Origin of the sequence: Conexibacter woesei DSM 14684 (assembly GCF_000025265.1) — a bacterium.
GTDB lineage: Bacteria > Actinomycetota > Thermoleophilia > Solirubrobacterales > Solirubrobacteraceae > Conexibacter > Conexibacter woesei.
Window position 1 is genome coordinate 2,849,544 of sequence record NC_013739.1, and the last position, 20,662, is coordinate 2,870,205.

The following is a 20,662-nucleotide window of genomic DNA, read 5'->3' on the forward strand; positions in this document are numbered from 1 at the left end:
ACTCGTCGCCACCCTCGCCACCCCCGCTGCTGAAGGGAGCGCCCGATGCGCGGCGCCGACGCCCTGACGAAGGCGCTCGAGCGCGAAGGCGTCGAGACCGTCTTCGGGATCCCCGGCGGCTCCGCGCTGCCGATCTACGACGCGCTCGTCGACAGCCCGATCCGCCATGTGCTGATGCGCCACGAGGCGGGTGCGGGCCACGCGGCCGAGGGCTACGCGCGCGCCACCGGCCGCGTCGGGGTCGCGTTCGCGACCTCCGGGCCGGGCGCGACGAACCTGCTGACGCCGATCTGCGACGCCTACATGGACTCGACGCCGACGGTCTTCGTCACCGGTCAGGTGCGGACCGACCTGCTCGGCACGAACGCCTTCCAGGAGGCGGACGTGATCGGGATGACGGCGCCGATGGTCAAGCACGCGATCGCGGTCGAGTCGGCCGACGAGATCCAGCAGGCGATCCACGACGCGTTCCACCTCGCGCGCACGGGGCGGCCCGGCCCGGTGCTCGTCGACATCCCGTCCGACCTCGCGCGTGGGCCGGCGCGCGACCGCGAGCCGCACGCGCCGAACACGCCCGGCCACGCGCCGACGACGAAGCCGAACGGCAAGCAGGTGCGGCTCGCCGCGCAGGCGATCGCGGCGGCGCGGCGGCCGGTCCTGTACGCCGGCGGCGGCGTCGTGCACGCCGAGGCGGCGGAGGAGCTGGCCGCGCTCGCGCGGCTCGCCGACCTGCCCGTGGCGACGACGCTGATGGCGCTCGGCGCGTTCCCGGCCTCCGACCGCCGCTGGCTCGGCATGCTGGGGATGCACGGCACCAAGACCGCGAACTGGGCGGTCGACGAGGCCGACCTGCTGATCTGCGTCGGCGCGCGCTTCGACGACCGCGTCACCGGTGCGCTGGACCACTTCGCACCGCGCGCGAAGGTGATCCACCTCGACGTCGACCCGAGCGAGATCGGCAAGCTGCGCGCCGCGCACGTGCCGATCGTCGCCGACGCGAAGCGCGGCCTCGCCGCGATCGCACGGTCCTACGCGGCGCTCGACCCGGCGCCGGACGCCGGCCGGCTGGCGGAGTGGTGGGCGCGGATCGACGCGTGGCGCGCCGACGAGCCGTTCGACGTGCCGGCGGGTGGGTGGGCCGAAATGGACGGTGGGAACGGGCCGGGCGAGGGCGTCGACCCGCACGCGCTGCTCGACGCCGTGCAGGCCGCGACCGGCGGCGAGGCGATCGTCACGACCGACGTCGGCCAGCACCAGATGTGGGCCGCGAACCGGCTCCGCTTCGAGCGCCCGCGGCGCTGGCTGACCTCGGGCGGGCACGGCACGATGGGCTTCGGCCTGCCGGCCGCGCTCGGCGCGCAGGCCGCGCTGCCGCGGGAGACCGTCGTCTGCGTCAGCGGCGAGGGCTCGCTGCTGATGAACGTGCAGGAGCTGGCGACGGCGGCCGAGGAGCGGCTGCCCGTGAAGATCGTCCTGATGCACAACGCCGCGCTCGGGATGGTCCGCCAGCAGCAGGACATGTTCTGGGACGGCCGCCGCGCCGCCGTCGACCTCGGCTCGTCGCCCGACTGGTCGCTGCTGGCGCGGGCGTTCGGCGTCGCCGGGCGCCGTGTCACGGAGGCGGACGAGGTCGCCGGCGCCGTCGCGGAGACGCTCGCCGAACCCGGCCCGGCGCTGCTGGAGGTGCGGATCGCGCCGGAGGCCGACTGCCTGCCGATGTTCAAGCCGGGCAGCCCTGCGCGGGAGATGATCGGGTGAAATCGGCTGGCGCCGATTCCATTGCGGGATCGGCTGGCGCCGATCCCGCGGGGTGACGTCCGCCGCCCCGCGTCGGCTCGACGCGGGGCGGTACCCTCTAGGGATGGCTCTCTCGACGCCCGTGACGTCCGTCGCCGACATCTGCCTCGCCGCGAAGGAGGCGGCCGGTCCGCTGGCCGCGCTCGGGTCTGACGTCAAGGACCGCGCGCTGCTCGCGATCGCCGACGCGCTCGTCGCGCGGACGCCGGAGATCCTGGAGGCCAACGCGCGCGACCTCGAGGCCGGCCGCGCCAACGACATCGGCGACGCGCTGCTCGACCGCCTCGCGCTCGACCCCGCCCGCGTCGCGGCGATCGCCGACGGCGCGCGCGCGATCGCGGCGCTGCCCGACCCGGTCGGCGAGACGATCGACGGCCACCGCCTGCCCAACGGCGTCGACGTGCGGCGCGTGCGCGTCCCCTTCGGCGTCGTCGCGGTCGTCTACGAGGCGCGCCCGAACGTCACGATCGACGCCGCGGCGCTGTGCCTCAAGTCCGGCAACGCGATTGTGCTGCGCGGCTCCTCCAGCGCGATCCACTCCAACCGCGTGCTGGCGCAGATCGCCGCCGAGGCGGCGAGCGCCGCCGGCGTGCCGGACGGCGCGATCTCGCTCGTCGCCGGCGGCGGGCGAGAGGAGCTGGCCGAGCTGGCGACGCAGGATGGCGTCGTCGACCTGATCTTCCCGCGCGGCGGCGAGGGTCTGAAGAACGCGCTGAAGGCGGTCGCGACGGTTCCGGTCATCTACGCCGCCTCGGGCAACTGCCACGTCTTCGTCGACGCCAGCGCCGATCTCGACGCCGCCGAGGCGATCGTCCTCAACGCGAAGGTGCAGCGCCCCGGGGTCTGCAACGCGCTCGAGACGCTGCTCGTCCACGCCGACGCCGCGGCCGAGTTCCTGCCGCGGGCCCTGCGCGCGCTCGACGCTGCCGGCGTCGAGCTGCGCGGCGACGAGCGCGTCCGCGCCCACGCGCCGGCGGGCGTCGCGGTCGCGGAGGCGACGGAGGAGGACTGGGCGACCGAGTACCTCGCGCTGACGCTCGCGATTCGCGTCGTCGACTCCGCGCAGGAGGCGATCGCGCACATCGGCCGCTACGGAAGCGGCCACAGCGAGGCGATCGTCACGCGCGACACCGCCTCGGCGCGCGCGTTCCAGCTGCTCGTCGACGCCGCCTGCGTCTACGTCAACGTGTCGACCCGCTTCACCGACGGCGGCGAGTTCGGGATGGGCGCCGAGATCGGCAACTCGACGCAGAAGCTGCACGCGCGCGGCCCGATCGGCGTGCGCGAGCTGACCACCTTCAAGTATCTGGTCGAAGGTACCGGCCAGGTGCGAGCTTGACGCTGCCGCGCCGCTCCGCATGCGCGTCGGCATCCTCGGGGGGACGTTCAACCCGCCGCATCTCGCTCACCTCGTCTGCGCGCAGGAGGCTCACGCGCAGCTGGGGCTGGACCGCGTCGTGCTGATGCCCGCGGGCGTCCCGCCGCACAAGCAGGTCCCGGCCGGCGACCCGAGCGCCGAGGCGCGCTACGAGCTGTGCCGCCTGGCGGTCGACGGCGACGAGCGCTTCGAGGTCTCGCGCGCGGAGCTGGAGCGCCCGGGGCGGTCCTACACGGCCGATACCCTGCGTCTGTTGCGAGAGCGCGATCCGCAGGACGAGCTGACGTTCATCGTCGGCGGCGACATGGCCCGCAGCCTGCCGAGCTGGCGGGAGCCGGAGGCCGTCCTCGCGCTCGCGACGCTCGCTGTCGCCGAGCGCCGCGGCGCCAAGCGCGAGGCGATCGAGCGCGAGCTGGCGCCGCTGCGCGGCGCCGACCGCGTCCGCTTCTTCGAGATGCCCCGCGTGGACGTGTCGTCCTCGCTCGTGCGCGAGCGGGTCGCGGCGGGGCGCCCGATCCGTTACCTCGTCCCCGACGCGGTCGCCGAGGCGATCGCGGCCGGCGGGCTCTACCGAGGTGTGCCGGGGGAGGTGACTACATGACACACGACCAACTGACCGGCTCCGACATGGCCGCGGCGATCGCCGAATACGCCGACGACAGAAAGGCGATCGACATCGTCGAGCTGGATCTGCGCGGCGTGCTCGGCTACGCCGACTACTTCGTCGTCTGCTCCGGCAACACGGACCGCCAGGTGAAGGCGATCCACGACGGGATCCACATGGAGATGAAGAGAACGCACGGCCTGCTGCCGCGCCGCGTCGAGGGACTGCCGCAAGCGCAGTGGGTCCTGATGGATTATCTCGACGTGGTGGTTCACATCTTCACGCCGGAGACGCGCGAGTTCTACCGACTCGAGCAGCTGTGGGGCGAGGCCCCCGCCCGCGCTGTCGGGTCGGGCGCGGAGCAGTGAGCAGCCGCACGTTCGAGAGACATCGAGACGGGAGGCAGCAATGGGGCGCAACTTGGCGAGCCTGTTGATCGACACCGCGGCGCGGCACGGGGACCGCACCGCGGTCAAGCTCGACGACGTCGCGTTGAACTACGAGGTCCTCGCCGAGGGCAGCGCCCGCGTCGCGGGCATGCTCGCCGAGCAGGGCTTCCAGCCCGGCGACCGCGTCGGGCTGATGCTGCCGAACGTCCCGTTCTTCCCGCCGATCTACTACGCGATCCTGCGTGCCGGCGGGATCGTCGTGCCGATGAACGTGCTGCTGAAGCGGCGCGAGGTCGCCTACTACCTGCAGGATTCCGGCGCGAAGCTGCTGTTCGCCTGGCACGACTTCGCGGCCGAGGCCGCGCCCGGCGCCGAGGAGGCCGGCGTGGAGCTGATATCGGTCGGGCTCGACTTCGCCCAGCAGGCGTTCGCGGCCGAGCCGCGCCGCGAACTGGCCGAGGTCGCCGACGAGGACACCGCCGTCCTGCTCTACACCTCCGGCACGACCGGCTCGCCGAAGGGCGCCGAGCTGTCGCACGCCAACCTCGTCGCGAACGTCGAGACGGCGCAGCAGACGCTGATACAGGTCGACGAGCACGACGTGATCCTCGGCGCGCTGCCGCTGTTCCACTCGTTCGGCCAGACCTGCGCGCTCAACGTCGCCGTCGCGGCCGGCTCGACGCTGACGCTGATCCCGCGCTTCGACCCGCTCAAGGCGCTGCAGATCGTCGACCGCGACAGAGTGACCGTCTTCGAGGGCGTCCCGACGATGTACAACGCGCTGCTGTCGGTGCCCGAGGAGGCCCGGGCCGGGCTCGACCTCTCGTCGCTGCGGTTGTGCGTCTCCGGCGGCTCCGCGCTGCCGGGCGAGGTGCTGCGCGCGTTCGACGAGACGTTCGGCGCCAAGCTGCTGGAGGGCTACGGGCTGAGCGAGACCTCGCCGGTCGCGTCGTTCAACCACCCCGACAGAGAGCGCAAGGTCGGCTCGATCGGGACCGCGATCCGCGGCGTCGAGATGAAGGCCGTCGACGACGCCGGCGACGAGGTCGGGGTCGGCGAGGTCGGCGAGATCGTGATCCGCGGCCACAACGTGATGAAGGGCTACTGGGGCAAGCCGGACGCGACCGCGGCGGTGATGAGAGGCGGCTGGTTCCACACCGGTGACCTCGCGAAGGTCGACGACGACGGCTACTTCTTCATCGTCGACCGGATCAAGGACATGATCATCCGCGGCGGCTACAACGTCTACCCGCGCGAGGTCGAGGAGGTGCTCTACGAGCACCCGGCGGTCGCCGAGGCGGCCGTCGTCGGCGTGCCGGACAAGGAGTGGGGCGAGGAGGTCGGCGCCTGCGTCGCGCTCAAGGAGGGCGCGCAGGCCGACCCCGACGAGCTGCGCGAGTACGTCAAGGAGCGCGTCGCGGCGTACAAGTACCCGCGGCACGTGTGGCTCGTCGCGGCGCTGCCGAAGGGGCCGACCGGCAAGATCCTCAAGCGCGAGATCGAGGCGCCCGCGTCGTCGCAGTGAGCGCGGCGAACGCGCCGCGGTAGTAGAGCAGCGGGTCGACGTGCTCGTCCGGATGGTCGACGGCGAGCACGCGCCCGACGACGATGCGGTGGTCGCCGCCGTCGGCGACGTCGTGGAGCGCGCAGTCGAGCGTCGCGAGCGCGCCGTGCAGCCGCGGCGCGCCGCCGTGGCCGGGCGCGTGCCCGACCTCCGCCCAGGTGTCGGGCGCCGCGCGCCGCGCGAAGCGCCGTGCCAACTCGTCCTGCTCGGCGCGCAGCACGTTGACGGCGAAGTGGCCGCCGGCGAGCAGCGCGGCGAGCGTCTCGGACTCGTCGCGCAGGCAGACGAGCAGCAGCGGCGGGTCGAGCGAGACGGACGAGACGGCGTTCGCGGTCGTGCCGAAGACCCGCTCGTCGCCGTCGCGCGCCGTCACGACCGTGACGCCGGTCGCGAAGTGGCCGAGCGCGGCCCGCAGGGCGGCGGCGGCGAGCGGCTGCGGCGGCGCGGTCGCCGTGGCCGCCGGGCCGCCGCGGGCACGGCGGCGGGCGCTGCTCGCAACAGCCGCCGGACCGCCGGCGGAGCGGCCGGCGCCGTTCACAACAGCCCGTGGTTCGGCGGCAGGACGCCGTTGAGCACGTAGTTGCCGGCGTGGTGGTACTTCCAGCGCGCCGGGTCGTGGAGCGTGTGCGTGCGGGCGTTGCGCCAGTGGCGGTCGAGCCCGTGCTGCTCGTCGGTCGCGCTCGTCCCGGCCAGCTCGAACAGCTCGCTCGACAGCTCGACGGCGACCTCGCCGGTGAACGCCTTCGCCTCCGCAACCGCCAGCGACGCCGCCGCGGCCGACTCCGCGGTGACGCCGTCGCGCCAGGCGGCGTCGAGCGTGCGCGCGGCCTTGCGCAGCAGCTCCTCGGCCGCGTGCAGGCGCGTCGCGAGCTGGCCGAAGCGGAGGATCAGATGCGGCTCGTCCGCCGCCCGCTCGACGCCGGCCTCGAACCACGGCCGCGTGCGGGTGCGGACGTACTCGGCGGCGTCGTGGAGCGCCGCCTCGCCGATGCCGGCGTCGATCGCGACGTGGAGGATCTGGCCGAACGCGCCGCCGACCTGCGGCTGCTCGTACGCCGGCCAGTGGTCGACGACGTGCTCGTCGGCGACGGCCACGTCGTCGAGGATCGTCGTGCCGCTCCAGGTCGTGCGCTGACCCATCGCGGTCCAGTCCTCCAACACCGTCACGCCGGCGGCGTCGCGCGGCACGTACGCGACGCGCAGACGGTCCTGCTCGTCGGCTGTCATCACTGGGATCCACTGCGCCGTCAGTGCGCCGGTGCAGTAGTACTTGCGGCCGTTCAGCCGCCAGCCGTCGTCTTCAGGCGTGCGCGTGAGGCGCGTTCTGAGGTCCATCACGTGTCTGGTTCCGCGCTCGGAGAGCGCATTTCCCAGCCGCGCTCCGTGCAGGATCTGCTCGAAGAAGAACGCTCTCTGCGACGTGCGGCCGTCGGCGCGCAGCACCTGCACGAAGACGAAGTGGTTCTGCGGCACCTGAGCGATCGACGGATCGGCGGCGGCGAGGATCCGCAGCACTTCGACGAGCGTCTCGGTCGAGACGTCGGCGCCGCCGTGCTCGCGCGGGACGGTGATGCCGAGCAGGCCGCTGCGCCCGAGTGCCGCCAGCTCGTCGCGGGGGATCGCGCGCGTGCGGTCGCGCTCGGCGGCGCCGGGCGCGATCTCGGCCGCGAAGCGGCGCGCGACGGCGATCGCCTCCACGTCGTCCGCGATCGTGTGGGCGCCCGGGGGCGTGGTGGTCGGGGCGGGCGCGGCGACGGCCGGCGCGGCGGCGGGCGGCGCGGCGGCGGGCGGCGCGGCGGCGGGCGGCGCGGCGGGCGGGATCAGCTGGTCGGTCATGCAGACACCGGGGTCGGGGCGGCGGCGGAGAGGTGCCGCACGCGCGGGATCACGTGCTCGGCGAAGCGGCGCATCTCCGCCTCGAACGGCTGGAACTGCAACATGAACGTCTCGATCCCGAGCGCGTGGAACGCCTGCACGCGTTCGGCAACCTCGTCGTAGCTGCCGACGAGGCCGGCGGCGGTGCCGCCGTTGGTGCCGATCGCCGGGTTGCGCGCATGCGTCTGGAACATCACGGCTCTGTCGTCGATCTGCGTCAGCATCCGCGCGACCGCGGCGCGGTCCAGCTCCGCCAGCTCCCACGCGTAGGCGAGCGCCTCCTCCGCCTCGGCACGCGTCTCGCGCGCGATCACGAACGCCGAGAGGCCGAAGCGCAGCGGCGCAGCGCCGGCGGGGCGGGGGCGTGCGCGGACGTCGGCGAGCAGCGCGGCGACGTCGTCGTACGGCTGGCCGTTGACGAACCAGACGTCGGCGACGTCGGCCGCCAGCGCACGGGCCGGATCGGACTCGCCGCCGAGGTAGATGCGCGGCCGCGCGCGCGTCTCGGCGGCGGGGCGCAGGACGTAGTCCTCGACGTCGAAGAAGCGGCCGTGGAAGGTCGTCCGCTCGCCGCGCAGCAGCGACTCGACGACGGTGACCCACTCGCGTCCGTAGGCGTAGCGGTCGTCGTGCTCGGCGAAGCTGATGCCGGCGCGCTCGACCTCCGGCTTGAACCAGCCGTTGACGAGGTTGATGCCGAAGCGGCCGCCGCTGATCTCCTCGATCTGCAGCGCCTGCTTGGCGAGCACGACCGGGTGGTAGAGGTACGGCTTGATCGCGGTGATCACCTCGATCCGCTCGGTCAGCGCGGCGAGCGCGGCGGACGCGGTCCACGCCTCCAGGCTCGCTCTCTCGTCGTCGGTCGGGTTGAGCGTGTGCTGGGCGACGAGCGTCGTGTCGTAGCCGAGCGCCTCCGCTTCGAGGATCTGGCGCTTGTTGCGCTCCCACGAGGCGATCGGCGGGTCGTCGGGGTGATGGTGCGAGGCCCAGGTGCCGCCGATCAGCGCCCAGACGCCGAAGCGCGGGGATCGGTTCCCGCCCACCCCGGTCATCGCCGTCCCTCCCCGATCAGCGTCTGGTACGAGAGCTCGGCCGCGTCGCCGTCGCCGCCAGCCGTCGCTGCGGCGGTGACCGCCTCGGGCGAGATCACGTCGAGTCCGGGCAGGACCGTCTCCGAGAAGCGGTACGCCTCCTCCAGCAGCGGGACGCCGGAGAGGATGAAGGTCGAGATCCCGAGCGACTGGAAGTCGCGCAGCCGTGCCCGCACGGTCTCCGGCGAGCCGACGATCGCCGTCGAGGCGCCGGCCCGCACGAGCCCGAAGCCCGACCACAGGCCCGGCGAGATCTCCAGCTCGCGCGGGTCGTCGGGGATGCGGCCGCCGTGCAGTGCGAGCTGGCGCTGCTGGACGACCGAGTCGGTCCCCTTGAAGCTCGCCTGGATGCCGGCGATCGCGTCGGGGTCCATCGTCCGCAGCAGCCGCCCGGCCTCGTCCCACGCCTCCTCGTCGGTGTCGCGCACGATCACGTAGAGGCGCATGCCGAAGCGCAGCGTGCGGTCGTGCTCGGCGGCGAGCGTGCGGACCGTCTCCAGCCGCTCGCGCGTCGTGTCGAGGTCGTCGCCGTAGACGAGGTAGGTGTCGATGTGCTTGGCGGCGGTCCGCAGCGCGGCGGGGGAGGAGCCGCCGAACCACAGTGGCGGCGTCGGCGACTGCACCGGCCGCAGCGCGATCCGCCCGTCTTTCACCGTGACATATCTGCCCTCGACGTTGACCGTCTCGCCGGCGACGGCGGCGCGCCACGCGGGGATCCACTCGTCGGTGTAGGCGTAGCGCTCGTCGTGGGGAAGCGACGAGCCCATGCTCTGGAGCGTTCTGGTGTCACCGTTGACGATGTTCAGCAGCACGCGGCCGCGTGAGAACTGGTCGATGGTGACGGCCATCTTCGCCGCGAGCATCGGTGACAGCAGCGGCGGGTGAACGGCGAGCAGGAAGCGCATCCGTTCGGTGTGGGCGATCATCGCCGCCGCCAGCACGTGGACGTCGTGCGGGCCGGTCGCGAGCAGCGCGCCGCTGAAGCCGAGGTGGTCGATCGCGCCCGCGAGCTGCTTGAGGTAGGCGTGATCGACGGTGCGGGCGCCGTCGGCGGCCCACGGGGCACGGCCGTCGGGCGCGGTGAGATACCACAGCAGCTCCAGCGGCTCGGTGGTCTCAGTGGAGAGTGAAGTCATGGTGAGAGTGAGCGATCCGTGACAGAAGGGTGAGCGTGTGATTTAAAACCCTACTAAGCCGATCGACTAAGTGCAAAAGCTCCGGCTTCCTGATAATGTCGATAAAGCCAGTCGAGAATATCCAGAATCTGCCAGGAGAACGAGACCGACGTGAAGCGCCACCTCAGGACCATGCTGCTCGCACTGCCGCTGCTCGCCGCCACGACGCTGGCGGCGTGCGGCTCCGACGACTCCGGCAGCGCCACGGCCGCCGGCGGTGGCGAGAGAGCCGTGAAGGTCGCGATCATCGCCAGCGGCCAGACGAACGACGGCGCGTTCAACGCGTGGGCGGCCGAGGCCGCGGAGCGGCTGAAGGCGGACGGGGCGGACGTGCAGATCCGCCAGGGCCTCGCCGACCCGACGCAGGCCGAGCCGGTCATCCGCCAGTTCGCCGCGCGCGGCTTCGACCTCGTCGTCGGCCACGGGATCGACGTCTCCGAGCCGATCCTCAGAGTCGCGACCGAGTTCCCCGACGTGCACTTCTCCGCCTCCGGCGACGCGACGCTGGCCGAGAGACTGCCGCCCAACGTCGACGGCTGGACGTACGACTTCGGCCAGCTCGGCTATCTCGACGGGTTCGTCGCCGGCTCGCTCAGAGGCGTCGAGAAGGTCGGCGCCGTCGGCGGCCCGCAGCTCCCGTTCGTGCTCGCGACGCACAAGGGCATCAGAGCCGGCCTGAAGGCGGCCAACCCGAGAGCCTCCTACGAGGAGACCTACACCGGCAGATTCTACGATCTGCAGAAGGAGCAGGAGGCCGCGCGCGGCCTGCTCGACAAGGGCGCGCAGCTGCTCGTCGCGACCGACGACGGCCGCGGGCTCGGCCAGGCCGCGGTCGCGGGTGACGTGCCGACGATCGGCGTCAGCGCCGCCGCCGGGGCGGACATCAAGGCGGTCAACATCACGACCGCGAAGCTCGACCTGCTGCCGACGTACCAGAGCTACCTGGAGCAGATCCGCGCCGGCACGTTCGGCAGAAGATTCGACGTGCTCGCGCTCGGCAACAGAGGCATCGTGCTGACGCCGATCACCGCCGTCGGCGACGTCGTCCCCGACGACCTGCAGGCGCGCGTCGACGCGCTCTCGGAGAGACTCGCCTCGGGCGAGCTGAGACTGCCGAACTTCTTCGAGTAGGCCCGCGCGAGATGAGCGAGATCCTGCTCTCGGCCACGGCCGTGACGAAGCGCTTCGGCGCGGTCACGGCCGTGGACGAGGTCGACCTCGAGCTGCGCGCCGGGGAGGTGCATGCCGTCGTCGGCGAGAACGGCGCCGGCAAGTCGACGCTCGCGCGCATCCTCGCCGGCGTGCTCGCGCCCGACGCGGGCGCGGTGCGCGGCGCCCCGCGCGGCGAGATCGCGATGGTGCCGCAGGCGCTGTCGCTCGTCGGCGCGCTTTCGCTCGCCGAGCACGTCGCGCTCGCGCAGGGGCCGGGGCGGTTCGACGCCGCCGCGGCCGGCGCGGCGCTCGCGGCGTCGGCCGCGCGGCTCGGGGCGCGGCTGCCGGTCGACGTGCCGACGGCGGAGCTGTCGCTGCCCGAGCGCCAGCTCGGCGAGCTGGCGGTCGCGCTCGCGCTCGGCGCGCGGGTGCTGCTGCTGGACGAGCCGACGTCGAGCCTCGGGCCGGAGGAGGTCGACCGGCTGGTCGCCTCGCTGCGCGGCCTGGCAGAGGACGGCGTCGCCGTCCTGCTCGTCACCCACCGCATCCGCGAGGCGCTGCGCTCCTCCGACCGGCTGACCGTGCTGCGCGGCGGCCGGCTCGTCCACCACGGGCCGGTCGCCGGCCTCGACGCCGACGACGTCGCCCGCCATATGGTCGGTGAGCTGGTCGAGCAGACGCGGCCGGTCGCGCGGCCGCGCGGGGACGTGCGGCTGGTGGTCGAGGCGCTGACGACCGGCGCGGGGCCGGGCGAGCTGACCGGCGTCTCGCTGACAGCCGCGGCCGGCGAGGTCGTCGGCGTCGCCGGCATCGCGGGCTCCGGCCAGCGTGCGCTCGCCGAGGCGATCGCGGGGCTGCGGGCGCCGGCCGGCGGCGGGCGCAGCGGCGCCGGCCGAGGCGCGGTCGATCGCTGGTCCATGAGACCAGCAATCGACCGCGGGCCGGTGGAGCGCGCCGCGAGCGGCTCCGGCCGGGTGCTGGTCGACGGGGTCGACGTGACGGGCGACGCGGCGCGGGCGGCGGCGCAAGGGGTGGCGTTCATCCCCGAGACCCGCGGCGACGGGCTGGCGGCGGACCACAGCGGGGCGGTCAACGCGTCGCTGCTGCACACGCTGCGAGACCGCCGCTTCCGCACGCGGCTCGGGCTGCGGCGCCGCGCGGCCGAGGACGCGCTCGCCGACGACTTGTACAGACGCTTCGACGTGCGCCCGCCGCTGCCGCAGCTGCCGGCACGGGCGCTGTCGGGCGGCAACCAGCAGAAGCTGCTCGTCGCGCGTGAGTTGGAGCGCGGCCCGGCGGTCGTCGTCGCCCACGGCGCGACGCAGGGACTCGACCTGCGCGCCGCGGCGGCGATCCGCGGTGCGCTGCTCGACGCGGCGGCCGCGGGCGCGGCGGTCGTCGTGCTGTCGGCCGACCTCGACGAGGTGCTGGCGCTCGCCGATCGCGTCGTCGTGCTGAGCGGCGGGCGCGTGACGGACGAGCTGGCCGCCGGCGAACGCGCCGACGCGGCCCGGATCGGACATGCGATGGCGGGCACGACGCCCGTGGGAACAGAGGTTGCGGCATGAGCATCATCGAGACGACGAACACGGGCGAGCGGGCAGGCGGGCGCGGCGCGGCGAGCGAGCGGCTGGGCGGCGCGGCGAACGAGAGGGCGAGCGAGCGGCCGGGCGGCACGGCGACGAGCCCGCGGCCGGCCGTACGCGGCCTGCTCGACCGCGCCTTCCCGCCGCCGCGGCTGGCGCCGTTCGAGCTGGAGATCCTGGCGCGGCTGCAGACCGCGCTGGACGAGGTCGTCGAGCCGCTCGCGGCCGAGCACGACGCCGCCGGCAGATACCCGCACCGTGCGATCGCGGCGCTGAAGCCGACGGGCATCCTGCACGCCTCCTTCCCGCGCGCGCTCGGCGGCCCCGGAGCGTCGCACCGGCTGACGCTGGAGGCGCAGGTGCGGATGGCGGTCGCCGACTCGTCCGTCGCGCAGATCGTGCGCGTCCACGAGGACTCCGTCCGCGAACTGCACGTCGGCGCCTCCGAGGCGTTCGTCGCGCGGCTCGCCGAGATCCTGCTGGAGGAGGACGCGATCATCGGGCTCGCCGTCGCCGAGAACGGCAGACGCGTCGACAGTCCGCTGAACACGATCGCCACCCCGCAGGCGGACGGCGCCGTCGTCTTCGACGGCGGCAAGATCTACGCGACCGGCTCCGGCGGCGCCGACTACGTCGTCGTGATCGGCTTCGACCCGGTCGCCGGCAGGGACGATCCGCTCGCCGGCCTGCGCTCGGCGCTCGTAGCGGCGACCACACCCGGCCTGAGACTGCACGACGACTGGAACGCGCTCGGACAGCGCGCCACCTCGTCGGGCAGCGTCACGCTCGACGGGCTGCGCGTCGCCCCGCCGCTGAGCGAGTCGCCGAGCACCGGCGTGCTGCCGCACTCCGGCGCGCGCTTCCAGGCGAGCTTCGCGGCCGAGCTGGTCGGGATCGGGATCGCGGCGCTGCGCGCGGCGGCGCCGTTCGTGCTGGAGCAGAGCCGGCCGTGGCCGTCGGCCGACGTCGACTCCGCCGCGCAGGACCCGACGGTGCGGCGCCTGACCGGCGAGCTGACGGCCGACCTCGTCGCCGCCTACGCCGCGGTGATCGCGACGGGCGACCTGCTCGACGCCTACGAGGCGGGCGAGATCGACCGCACGCAGCTCGCGGTCCCGATCTACGCCGCGAAGGCCGCCGCGACGCGCGCCTCGCTGCGCGCGACGTCGGAGATCTTCACGCTGATGGGGACCCGCTCGGCGACTGGTGGCAAGGGCTTCGACCGCTTCTGGCGCAACGCGCGCACGCTCTCCCTCCACGACCCGTACGAGTGGAAGCACAGCGAGATCGGCCGTCACGTGCTGGAGGGCTGGGACCCCGAGCCGGGGCTCTACACATGAGCGTGACGCCGGGCGGCGCGAGCGGCGCGGCGACGGAGCCGGGCACGGCCGCACGGGCGCGCCCCGCGGCGGGCGCGCTGGCCCCGCTCGCCGGGGCGCTGGCGCTGGCGCTCGCGGTCGGCGCGATCCTGCTCGCGCTCGGCGGGACGGACCCGGTCGCCGGTTACGACGCGCTGCTGAACGGCGCGCTCGGCAGCCGCTACGACGTCGGCGAGACGGTCGTGCGCGCGCTGCCGATCGCGATCGTCGCGCTCGGCGTCGCGCCGGCGCTGCGGGCCGGCGTCTTCACCGTCGGCGCGGAGGGTCAGATCGCGCTCGGCGCGCTGCTGGCCGCGACCGTCGTGCTGGCGATCCCGGACGCGCCGGCGCCGCTGCTGCTGCTCGCCGGCGCGGGCGCGGGGGCGCTCGCCGGCGCCGTCTGGGCGCTGCTGCCGGCGCTGTTGCGCGCGCGCTGGGACGTCAACGAGATCCTCTCGACGCTGCTGCTCAACTACGTCGCCGCCGCGCTGCTGGCGTGGTCGCTGCGGACCTGGCTGAAGACCAGCGAGCGCGTGCCGTCGCCGCGCAGCGACGCGTTGCCGGCCGGCGGCATGCTGCCGACCTGGCTCGACGGGACGCGGCTGCACTGGGGCGCGCTGTTGGTGCCGGCCGCGGCGGTCGCGCTCGCATGGTGGCTGCGGACGCCGCGCGCGCTCGCCAACGACGTGCTGGAGACGCGGCCGCAGCTGGCGCGGCGGATCGGCGTCTCGCCGGCGCGGGCGATCGTCACGACGATGGTCGTCGGCGGCGCCGCCGCGGGCCTCGCCGGCTGGCTGAAGCTGGCGGGAATCGACGGCTCGCTCTACGCCTCGGTCGCCGGCGGGATCGGCTTCACCGGCGTGCTCGTCGCGCTGCTCGGCGGTCTGCGCCCAGTCGGGATCGTCGTCGCGGCGGTCTTCTTCGGCGCGCTCGGCGCGGGCGCCGACGGCCTTCAGATCGACACCGGCGCGCCCGCCTCGCTCGCGACGGTGATGCAAGGCGTGCTGCTGGTCGCGGCGGCGCTCGCGTTCGAGGCACGACGGCGGCGCGTCGCCGCGCGGGTCGCCTGATGGAGTGGGGCGAGCTGAGCTTCTGGACGCTCGTGCTGGCGGGCGCGGTGCGGCTTGCGACGCCGGTCGTGCTGGCGGCGCTCGGCGAGCTGATCGCGGAGCGCTCGGGCACGATCAACCTTGGGATCGAGGGGATGATGCTGGCCGGCGCGTTCGCCGGCGCGTGGGGCGCGGCGACCGGCGGCTGGGCGTTCGGGATCGCCGTCGCGCTCGTCGCGGGCGCGCTGCTCGGCGCGCTGATGGCCGGGGCGGTGCTGTGGGGCGGCGCGAACCAGCTCGTCGTCGGCCTCGCGATCTCGCTGCTGGCGACCGGGCTGTGCTCGTACCTGTTCGAGGTCTGGCAGCCGTCGGGCGCGACCGCGGCGCAGATCCCGCTCGCGCCGACCGTCGAGGTGCCGGGGCTGGTCGACGTGCCGCTCCTCGGCGAGGCGCTGTTCGGCCAGAGCGTCTTCACCTACGGCGCGCTGCTGTGCGCCGGCGTCGTTGCGTGGGCGCTGCGCAGAACCGGCGCCGGCCTGCGCGTGCGCGCGGTCGGCGACGATCCCGCGGCGGCCGGGATGCGCGGCGTGCCGGTTCGCGGGGTGCGTGCGCTGGCGCTCGTCGCGGCGGGCGCGTTCGCGGCGCTCGGCGGCGCGACGCTGACGGTCGGCTATCTCGGCTCGTTCAGCGAGGGGGTGACGGCGGGCCGTGGCTACGTCGCGCTGGCGGCGGTGATCATCGGCCGTTGGTCGCCGGGCGGTGCGCTCGCGGGCGCGGGCGTCTTCGCGCTGTTCGACTCACTCGCGCTGCAGGCGCAGCGTGGCGGCTCGGAGATCCCGGTCGAGGCGTACACGGCGCTGCCGTACGTCGTGACGCTGCTGGTGCTGCTGTTCGTCGCGCGCGGAGGGCGCGCGCCGCGGGCGCTGGGGCGGGAGCTGTAGAGCGCCCGCCTCGCCTGCGCCGTGGCTACGGTCTGACGGGTATCGCCGGCGGCTCGCCGTCCTTGAACAGCGACGAGATCAGGATCTCGATCTCGACTCTGCCCTCGTTCGCGGCGCGGTGGATCGTGCCGGGGTTCTCGACGATCCAGTCGCCGGTGCGGACCTTGCCCTTCTCGCCGGCTCCGATCGTGCGCACGACGCGGGCGCCGCCGGGCGCGTCGGGATCGCCGCGGCGGACGGTGACGCTGCCTCTGACGACCCAGTAGGAGAGCGTGCCGCGCGCGATCGTCGCGATCTGGACGCCCGGGTGGCGGTGCAGCGCGAGCTGCGCGCCGGGGTCGACGGTCACGCGCGAGAGGCCGAGGGTACGGCCGGGCGCGCCGGCCGGGTCGCGCGCCTCGGCGAGCGCGGTGCGGACGACGGGCGCGTCGGCGGCGGCACGCAGGACGGTCGTCGCGTAGGCGCCGGCGGCGGCGCTCAGCACGAGCGCGGCGACGAGCAGCAGGACAGCGCGCACGCGGCGCGGGGTCGTGGACACGGGTGGATCGCTCCTCGGAGAGTTGGGTTGGGACGTCCCGCCTGTCATCGGCAGCGGCGAGCACCACCGTGAACGCGGTACCGTGGACGCACGATGCCTTCCACGCGAATCCTCCGTCCCGGCGTGCTCCACCTCGCGGCGGCGCTCGCGCTGACCGCCGTCGTCCTGCTGCTCGACGCCGCGCTCGCGCTCGGCGCCGCCGGCGGCGGCTCGTCCGGCTTCGGCGGGGGCGGAGGCGGCGGTGGGGGCGGAGGCGGCGGCTTCGGCGGCGGAGGCGGCGGCACGGGCACCGGGCGCGGCGTCGGCGGCGTCGGCTCGCTGATCATCTTCGGCCTGATCGCGATCGTCGTGATCGTCGTCGCGATCATCGCCGGCATCCAGGTCGCCCGCTACAACAGGCGCCGCAGAGAGCGTGAGCGCAGAGTCGAGCTGGCGGCCGCGGTCGCCGCCGACGACGACCCGGCGTTCGCGCCGGACGCCGTGCGCAGCTCGTGCGAGCAGATCTTCCTCGACGCGCAGGCGGCGTGGGACGCGCGCGACGACGCCCGCCTCGCGCAGCTGCTCGTGCCCGACCTGCTGGTCGAGTGGAGTCGCCGGCTCGACGACTTCGCCCGCAAGGGCTGGCACAACCGCGTCGAGGTGCTGTCGATCGACGCGATCGAGTACCTCGGGCTGACCAACCGCGAGGGCGACAAGGACGACCGCGTGACCGTCCGCATCAGCGCGAAGCTGCGCGACTACGTCGAGCTGCGCAACGGGATGATCATGAAGCGCAACGAGTCCGGCTCGGACGTCGTCGCGCTGACCGAGTTCTGGACGCTCGCCAAGCGCGCCGACGGGAACGGCTGGATCGTCGCCTCGATCGAGAGCGACGCGGAGGGACAGCACGTGCTCGACGCCGAGATCGTCCACTCGCCGTGGAGCGACGACGGCCGGATGGCAGACGCGTCGCTGCTGGAGGTCGCCGCGCTCGACAAGCTGCCGGACGGCGTCAGCACCGCCGAGGTCGCCGACCTCGACTACGCGGGCGACGCGCGCACCGCGGCGCTCGACCTCTCGCTCGTCGACGGGCGCTGGGCGCCCGACGTGCTGGAGGCGTCGGTACGCCGCGCGGTGGCGGCGTGGGCGGAGGCGGTCGACGGCGCTGACGCCGACCTGCTCGACGTCGCGACGCCGGCGGCGGCGCAGGCGCTGCTGCACCCCGGCGACAGCTCCGGCCGCACACGGCTGGTGATCCGCGGCCCGCGCGTGAGACACCTGCGGATCGCCGCGCTCGACCCGGCTGCGGAGCCGCCGACGATGACCGCCGAGGTCGAGGTCAGCGGCCGCCGCTACATCGAGGACCGCGACACGGCGGCGGTGCTGAGCGGCAGCAAGCAGCGCGCGAGCACCGTCACCGAGCGCTGGACGCTCGCGCTCGCCGGCCCCGACGAGCGGCCGTGGCAGGTCGTCGACGCGGCCGCCGGAAGTGTCACCGCTTGAAAGAGCATCGACGCACCGCTTGATGGAGCGGTCGCGATGGCGCGGAGTACCCGCGCCGAAACAGGCACAAACCTGCTCATGTCAGCGCGCCTCGCGATGAACATTTTCGAATAATTTTGAGCAAGTTCGAACGCTAGGGTGCCCCGCCATGCACATTCGAAAGTTCAGGATCCCAGGGCGGGCTGCTGCCGCCGCCCTGGTCGCGCTCGGTGCTCTCCTCACCAGCGCCACGGCCGCGTTCGCCAGTGACAGACCGCTGACGCTGCGCCAGGACGAGCCGGTCAAGAAGCCCGCGATCGTCGGCGGCACGCCGATCACGATCGCGCAGGTGCCGTGGCAGGTCTTCCTCGAGTCCACGGTCCCCGGCGGTGTCGCCCGCTGTGGCGGCACGATCATCAACACCACGACGGTCGTCACGGCCGCACACTGCGTCTACGACAGCAGCACCGGCCAGCCGATCCTGGCCGCTGCGATGACGGTCAAGGCCGGCATCTCCGACTTCAGAAACCCCGAGGCGACGAGACAGGACAGTCCCGTCGCGCAGGTGCGGGTCCACCCGGGATACGTCTACGACCTCGGCAGCAGAGGCGTCGCGCCCGACGACGTCGCGGTGCTGACGCTCGCTGTCCCGCTCAACTTCAGCGGCCCCGCCGTCAGACAGATCGCGCCCACGAGCCCGTTCGCGTACCTCGCGCCCGGCACCGCCGCGTCGATCTCCGGCTTCGGCCGCCAGACCGCGGGCGGCACGCCCGACGGCAAGCTCTACGGCCTCGACACGACCGTCGGCGATCCGCTCGCGTGCGGCGGCGAGGCGAACGCCGTCGTCCTGTGCGTCACCAGCCAGGTCGGCTCGGCCTGCCAGGGCGACTCCGGCGGCCCGCTGACCGCCGGCGGCGTCTTCGCCGGCGTCGCCAGCTTCGTCACCGTCAGCGGCCCGACAGGCGAGTGCGGCCCCGGCTCGCTCAACGGCTACACCAACCTCGCCGCACCCGAGATCCTGGAGTTCATCCAGGGCAGCGCCAACCCGCCGATCGCGCCCCGCGGCGGCAGAGACATCAGCGCCCGCGGCGTCTTCCAGGCGAACAACTCGATGACGTGCACCGCCGGCACCTGGAGCGGCGCGCCGGCGTTCACCTACGCGTTCGTCGACACGCGCAACGGCCAGGTGCTGCAGAACGGCCCAAGCGCGACGTACGCGTTCACCGGCGGCGACGTCGGCCGCACGGTCGCATGCGCCGTCAGCGCCAGCAACGCCGGCGGCACGGGGATCTCGCGCACGCAGGCGTCGCCCGCGATCGCCGCCGCCCCGGCGCCCGCGCCGGTGCCGACGCCCAGACCGCAGCCGAGACCGCAGCCGAGAAGACCGACCCCGGCGAAGCCGTCGCTGCGCGTCAGCGTCAAGGCGTCGAGCACGCGCGTCGTCGCCGGCCGCACGGTCACGTACGCGATCACCGTCGCCAACCGCGGTCGCGCGGCGGCCCGCAAGGTCGTCGTCTGCGACGCTCCCGGCAAGGGCCTGACGTTCGGCAGCCTGCCGAAGGGCGCGAGAAAGTCGCGCGGCCGCGCCTGCTGGTCGCTCGGCACGGTGAAGGCGAGATCGACGCGCACGCTGCGGGTGTCGCTGCGCGTCGCCGGCACGACGAAGCCCGGCCTCGTCTCCAACCGCGTCGCGGTCAGCTCCGCGAACGCGGGCAGACGCTCCGCGACCGCGCGCGTGCGCGTCGTCCCGGCGCAGCAGAGAGGCCGCACCCGTCCCCCCGGGGTGACCGGCTAGTGCGCGCGGCGCGCCGCTCTGCGGCCCGCCGCGCAGTCGCATCCGCAACGACCGCCGCGATCGTCGCCGGCGCCGCCCTCACGGGCGCGCCGGGGGCGGCCGCCGCCGCCCCGGCCGCCGCTGGCCCGGCCGCCGCTCCGGCCGAGGTCGCCCCGGCGGCCGCCGCCACGCAGGTGCTGTCGGCCGACCGGCCCGCCGCGCTCGCCGGCGCCGCGCCGCTGCGGCCGGCCGCCGTCGAGGACGGCCCCGACCAGGTGCTGCCGGGCGCGAACGTCGCCCGCGTGCTGTTCACGACGCGCGCGACCGAACGGCCGGGCGGCGGCAAGCTGCTCGCCCGGGTCGGCGCGCTGGCGCCGTTCGGCAGCGGCGAGGCGCAGTACGCGGTCGACGCGCAGCGCGTCGTCGACGGCAGGCTGTACGTGCGGATGCTGCTGGCGCAGCGGCCCAACGGGACCGCCGGCTGGGTCTCCGGCGACGACGTCGCGCTGCTGCGGACGCGCTGGAGGGTCGCGATCGACCTGCGCGCGCGGCAGCTGACGGTCGCATTCGGCGACCGTCGCGTGAAGCGCTTCCCGGCGGTCGTCGGGAGACCGTCGGCGCCGACGCCGCGCGGGCGCTTCGCGATCTCCGAGCTGCTGCCGCAGCGTCCGGCGAACGGCTTCTTCGGCAGTTGGATCGTGCCGATCACGGCGTTCTCGGACACCTACACCGAGTTCCTCGGCGGCCCCGGACGGGTCGCGATCCACGGGCGCGGGGCGGCGTCGCTGCTCGACCCGCTCGGCAGTGCGACGTCGCACGGGTGCGTGCGGCTGCGCAACGGCGACATCGCATGGCTCGCGCGGCGGCTGGAGCCCGGCGTGCCGGTGACGGTGCGCTGAGCAGGGCGGCGGCGCGCGAGTTAGGGTAGCC

Annotated in this window: 18 protein-coding genes; 13 read left to right on the plus strand and 5 right to left on the minus strand. The window is 74.3% G+C overall.

The window, feature by feature from the left end:
* The first annotated feature begins 45 nt into the window (after window positions 1-45).
* The 5 genes from ilvB (at window position 46) to CWOE_RS13335 (ending at window position 5,693) form a co-directional block, all read left to right on the plus strand.
* Window positions 46-1,758 carry a biosynthetic-type acetolactate synthase large subunit gene (gene ilvB, locus CWOE_RS13315; protein WP_012934141.1) on the plus strand — a complete coding sequence of 571 codons (1,713 nt, stop codon included), beginning with the start codon at window positions 46-48 and terminating at the stop codon, window positions 1,756-1,758.
* Window positions 1,759-1,861: 103 nt separating this feature from the next.
* Entirely contained in the window at window positions 1,862-3,136 is a 1,275-nt protein-coding gene (locus CWOE_RS13320; protein WP_012934142.1) for a glutamate-5-semialdehyde dehydrogenase, read from the plus strand.
* A gap of 19 nt (window positions 3,137-3,155) precedes the next feature.
* Window positions 3,156-3,776, plus strand: coding sequence for a nicotinate-nucleotide adenylyltransferase (gene nadD / locus CWOE_RS13325; protein WP_012934143.1), 621 nt, complete (start codon window positions 3,156-3,158; stop codon window positions 3,774-3,776).
* On the plus strand, window positions 3,773-4,147 hold the full coding sequence (gene rsfS, locus CWOE_RS13330; RefSeq protein WP_012934144.1) for a ribosome silencing factor: 375 nt from the start codon (window positions 3,773-3,775) through the stop codon (window positions 4,145-4,147). Before nadD ends, rsfS begins: the two co-directional genes overlap by 4 nt.
* Before the next feature lie 40 nt (window positions 4,148-4,187).
* Window positions 4,188-5,693: a long-chain-fatty-acid--CoA ligase gene (locus CWOE_RS13335; RefSeq protein ID WP_012934145.1), complete on the plus strand. Its 1,506-nt coding sequence runs from the start codon at window positions 4,188-4,190 to the stop codon at window positions 5,691-5,693.
* Here the strand turns inward: CWOE_RS13335 and CWOE_RS13340 are convergent.
* From CWOE_RS13340 to CWOE_RS13355, 4 genes are read right to left on the minus strand one after another with little or no spacing between them, the layout of a single operon-like run.
* The gene (locus tag CWOE_RS13340; RefSeq protein ID WP_012934146.1) at window positions 5,656-6,270 is read right to left on the minus strand and encodes a flavin reductase family protein; all 615 of its coding nucleotides are present in this window, start codon (window positions 6,268-6,270) and stop codon (window positions 5,656-5,658) included. The genes CWOE_RS13335 and CWOE_RS13340 overlap by 38 nt on opposite strands.
* A complete protein-coding gene (locus tag CWOE_RS13345) occupies window positions 6,267-7,568 on the minus strand; it encodes an SfnB family sulfur acquisition oxidoreductase (RefSeq protein WP_012934147.1) in 1,302 nt (433 codons plus the stop codon). Before CWOE_RS13345 ends, CWOE_RS13340 begins: the two co-directional genes overlap by 4 nt.
* Window positions 7,565-8,659: an LLM class flavin-dependent oxidoreductase gene (locus tag CWOE_RS13350; protein ID WP_012934148.1), complete on the minus strand. Its 1,095-nt coding sequence runs from the start codon at window positions 8,657-8,659 to the stop codon at window positions 7,565-7,567. Before CWOE_RS13350 ends, CWOE_RS13345 begins: the two co-directional genes overlap by 4 nt.
* On the minus strand, window positions 8,656-9,834 hold the full coding sequence (locus CWOE_RS13355; RefSeq protein ID WP_012934149.1) for an LLM class flavin-dependent oxidoreductase: 1,179 nt from the start codon (window positions 9,832-9,834) through the stop codon (window positions 8,656-8,658). The genes CWOE_RS13350 and CWOE_RS13355 overlap by 4 nt, the downstream gene beginning before the upstream one ends.
* 150 nt (window positions 9,835-9,984) lie before the next feature.
* Between CWOE_RS13355 and CWOE_RS13360 the strand changes: the two genes are divergently transcribed.
* Genes CWOE_RS13360 through CWOE_RS13380 form a run of 5 tightly spaced genes read left to right on the plus strand, consistent with a single transcriptional unit; the run spans window position 9,985 to window position 15,959 of the window.
* A complete protein-coding gene (locus CWOE_RS13360; protein ID WP_148261004.1) occupies window positions 9,985-11,004 on the plus strand; it encodes a BMP family lipoprotein in 1,020 nt (339 codons plus the stop codon).
* Between the two features lie 11 nt (window positions 11,005-11,015).
* Window positions 11,016-12,593 (plus strand): ATP-binding cassette domain-containing protein, encoded by a 1,578-nt coding sequence (locus tag CWOE_RS13365; RefSeq protein ID WP_012934151.1) that lies wholly within the window; start codon window positions 11,016-11,018, stop codon window positions 12,591-12,593.
* Entirely contained in the window at window positions 12,590-13,951 is a 1,362-nt protein-coding gene (locus CWOE_RS13370; protein WP_012934152.1) for an acyl-CoA dehydrogenase family protein, read from the plus strand. Before CWOE_RS13365 ends, CWOE_RS13370 begins: the two co-directional genes overlap by 4 nt.
* A complete protein-coding gene (locus tag CWOE_RS13375; RefSeq protein ID WP_012934153.1) occupies window positions 13,948-15,039 on the plus strand; it encodes an ABC transporter permease in 1,092 nt (363 codons plus the stop codon). Before CWOE_RS13370 ends, CWOE_RS13375 begins: the two co-directional genes overlap by 4 nt.
* Entirely contained in the window at window positions 15,039-15,959 is a 921-nt protein-coding gene (locus tag CWOE_RS13380) for an ABC transporter permease (RefSeq protein WP_012934154.1), read from the plus strand. Before CWOE_RS13375 ends, CWOE_RS13380 begins: the two co-directional genes overlap by 1 nt.
* 25 nt (window positions 15,960-15,984) lie before the next feature.
* Here CWOE_RS13380 and CWOE_RS13385 read toward each other — a convergent pair whose 3' ends face one another.
* Window positions 15,985-16,497 (minus strand): cupin domain-containing protein, encoded by a 513-nt coding sequence (locus CWOE_RS13385; protein ID WP_012934155.1) that lies wholly within the window; start codon window positions 16,495-16,497, stop codon window positions 15,985-15,987.
* Window positions 16,498-16,590: 93 nt separating this feature from the next.
* Here CWOE_RS13385 and CWOE_RS13390 point away from each other — a divergent pair, with 93 nt between their 5' ends.
* From CWOE_RS13390 to CWOE_RS13400, 3 genes are all read left to right on the plus strand, one after another.
* A complete protein-coding gene (locus tag CWOE_RS13390; RefSeq protein WP_012934156.1) occupies window positions 16,591-17,979 on the plus strand; it encodes a TIM44-like domain-containing protein in 1,389 nt (462 codons plus the stop codon).
* Between the two features lie 148 nt (window positions 17,980-18,127).
* The gene (locus CWOE_RS13395) at window positions 18,128-19,753 is read left to right on the plus strand and encodes a trypsin-like serine protease (RefSeq protein WP_012934157.1); all 1,626 of its coding nucleotides are present in this window, start codon (window positions 18,128-18,130) and stop codon (window positions 19,751-19,753) included.
* On the plus strand, window positions 19,753-20,631 hold the full coding sequence (locus CWOE_RS13400; RefSeq protein WP_012934158.1) for a L,D-transpeptidase: 879 nt from the start codon (window positions 19,753-19,755) through the stop codon (window positions 20,629-20,631). The genes CWOE_RS13395 and CWOE_RS13400 overlap by 1 nt, the downstream gene beginning before the upstream one ends.
* Window positions 20,632-20,662: the final 31 nt, after the last annotated feature.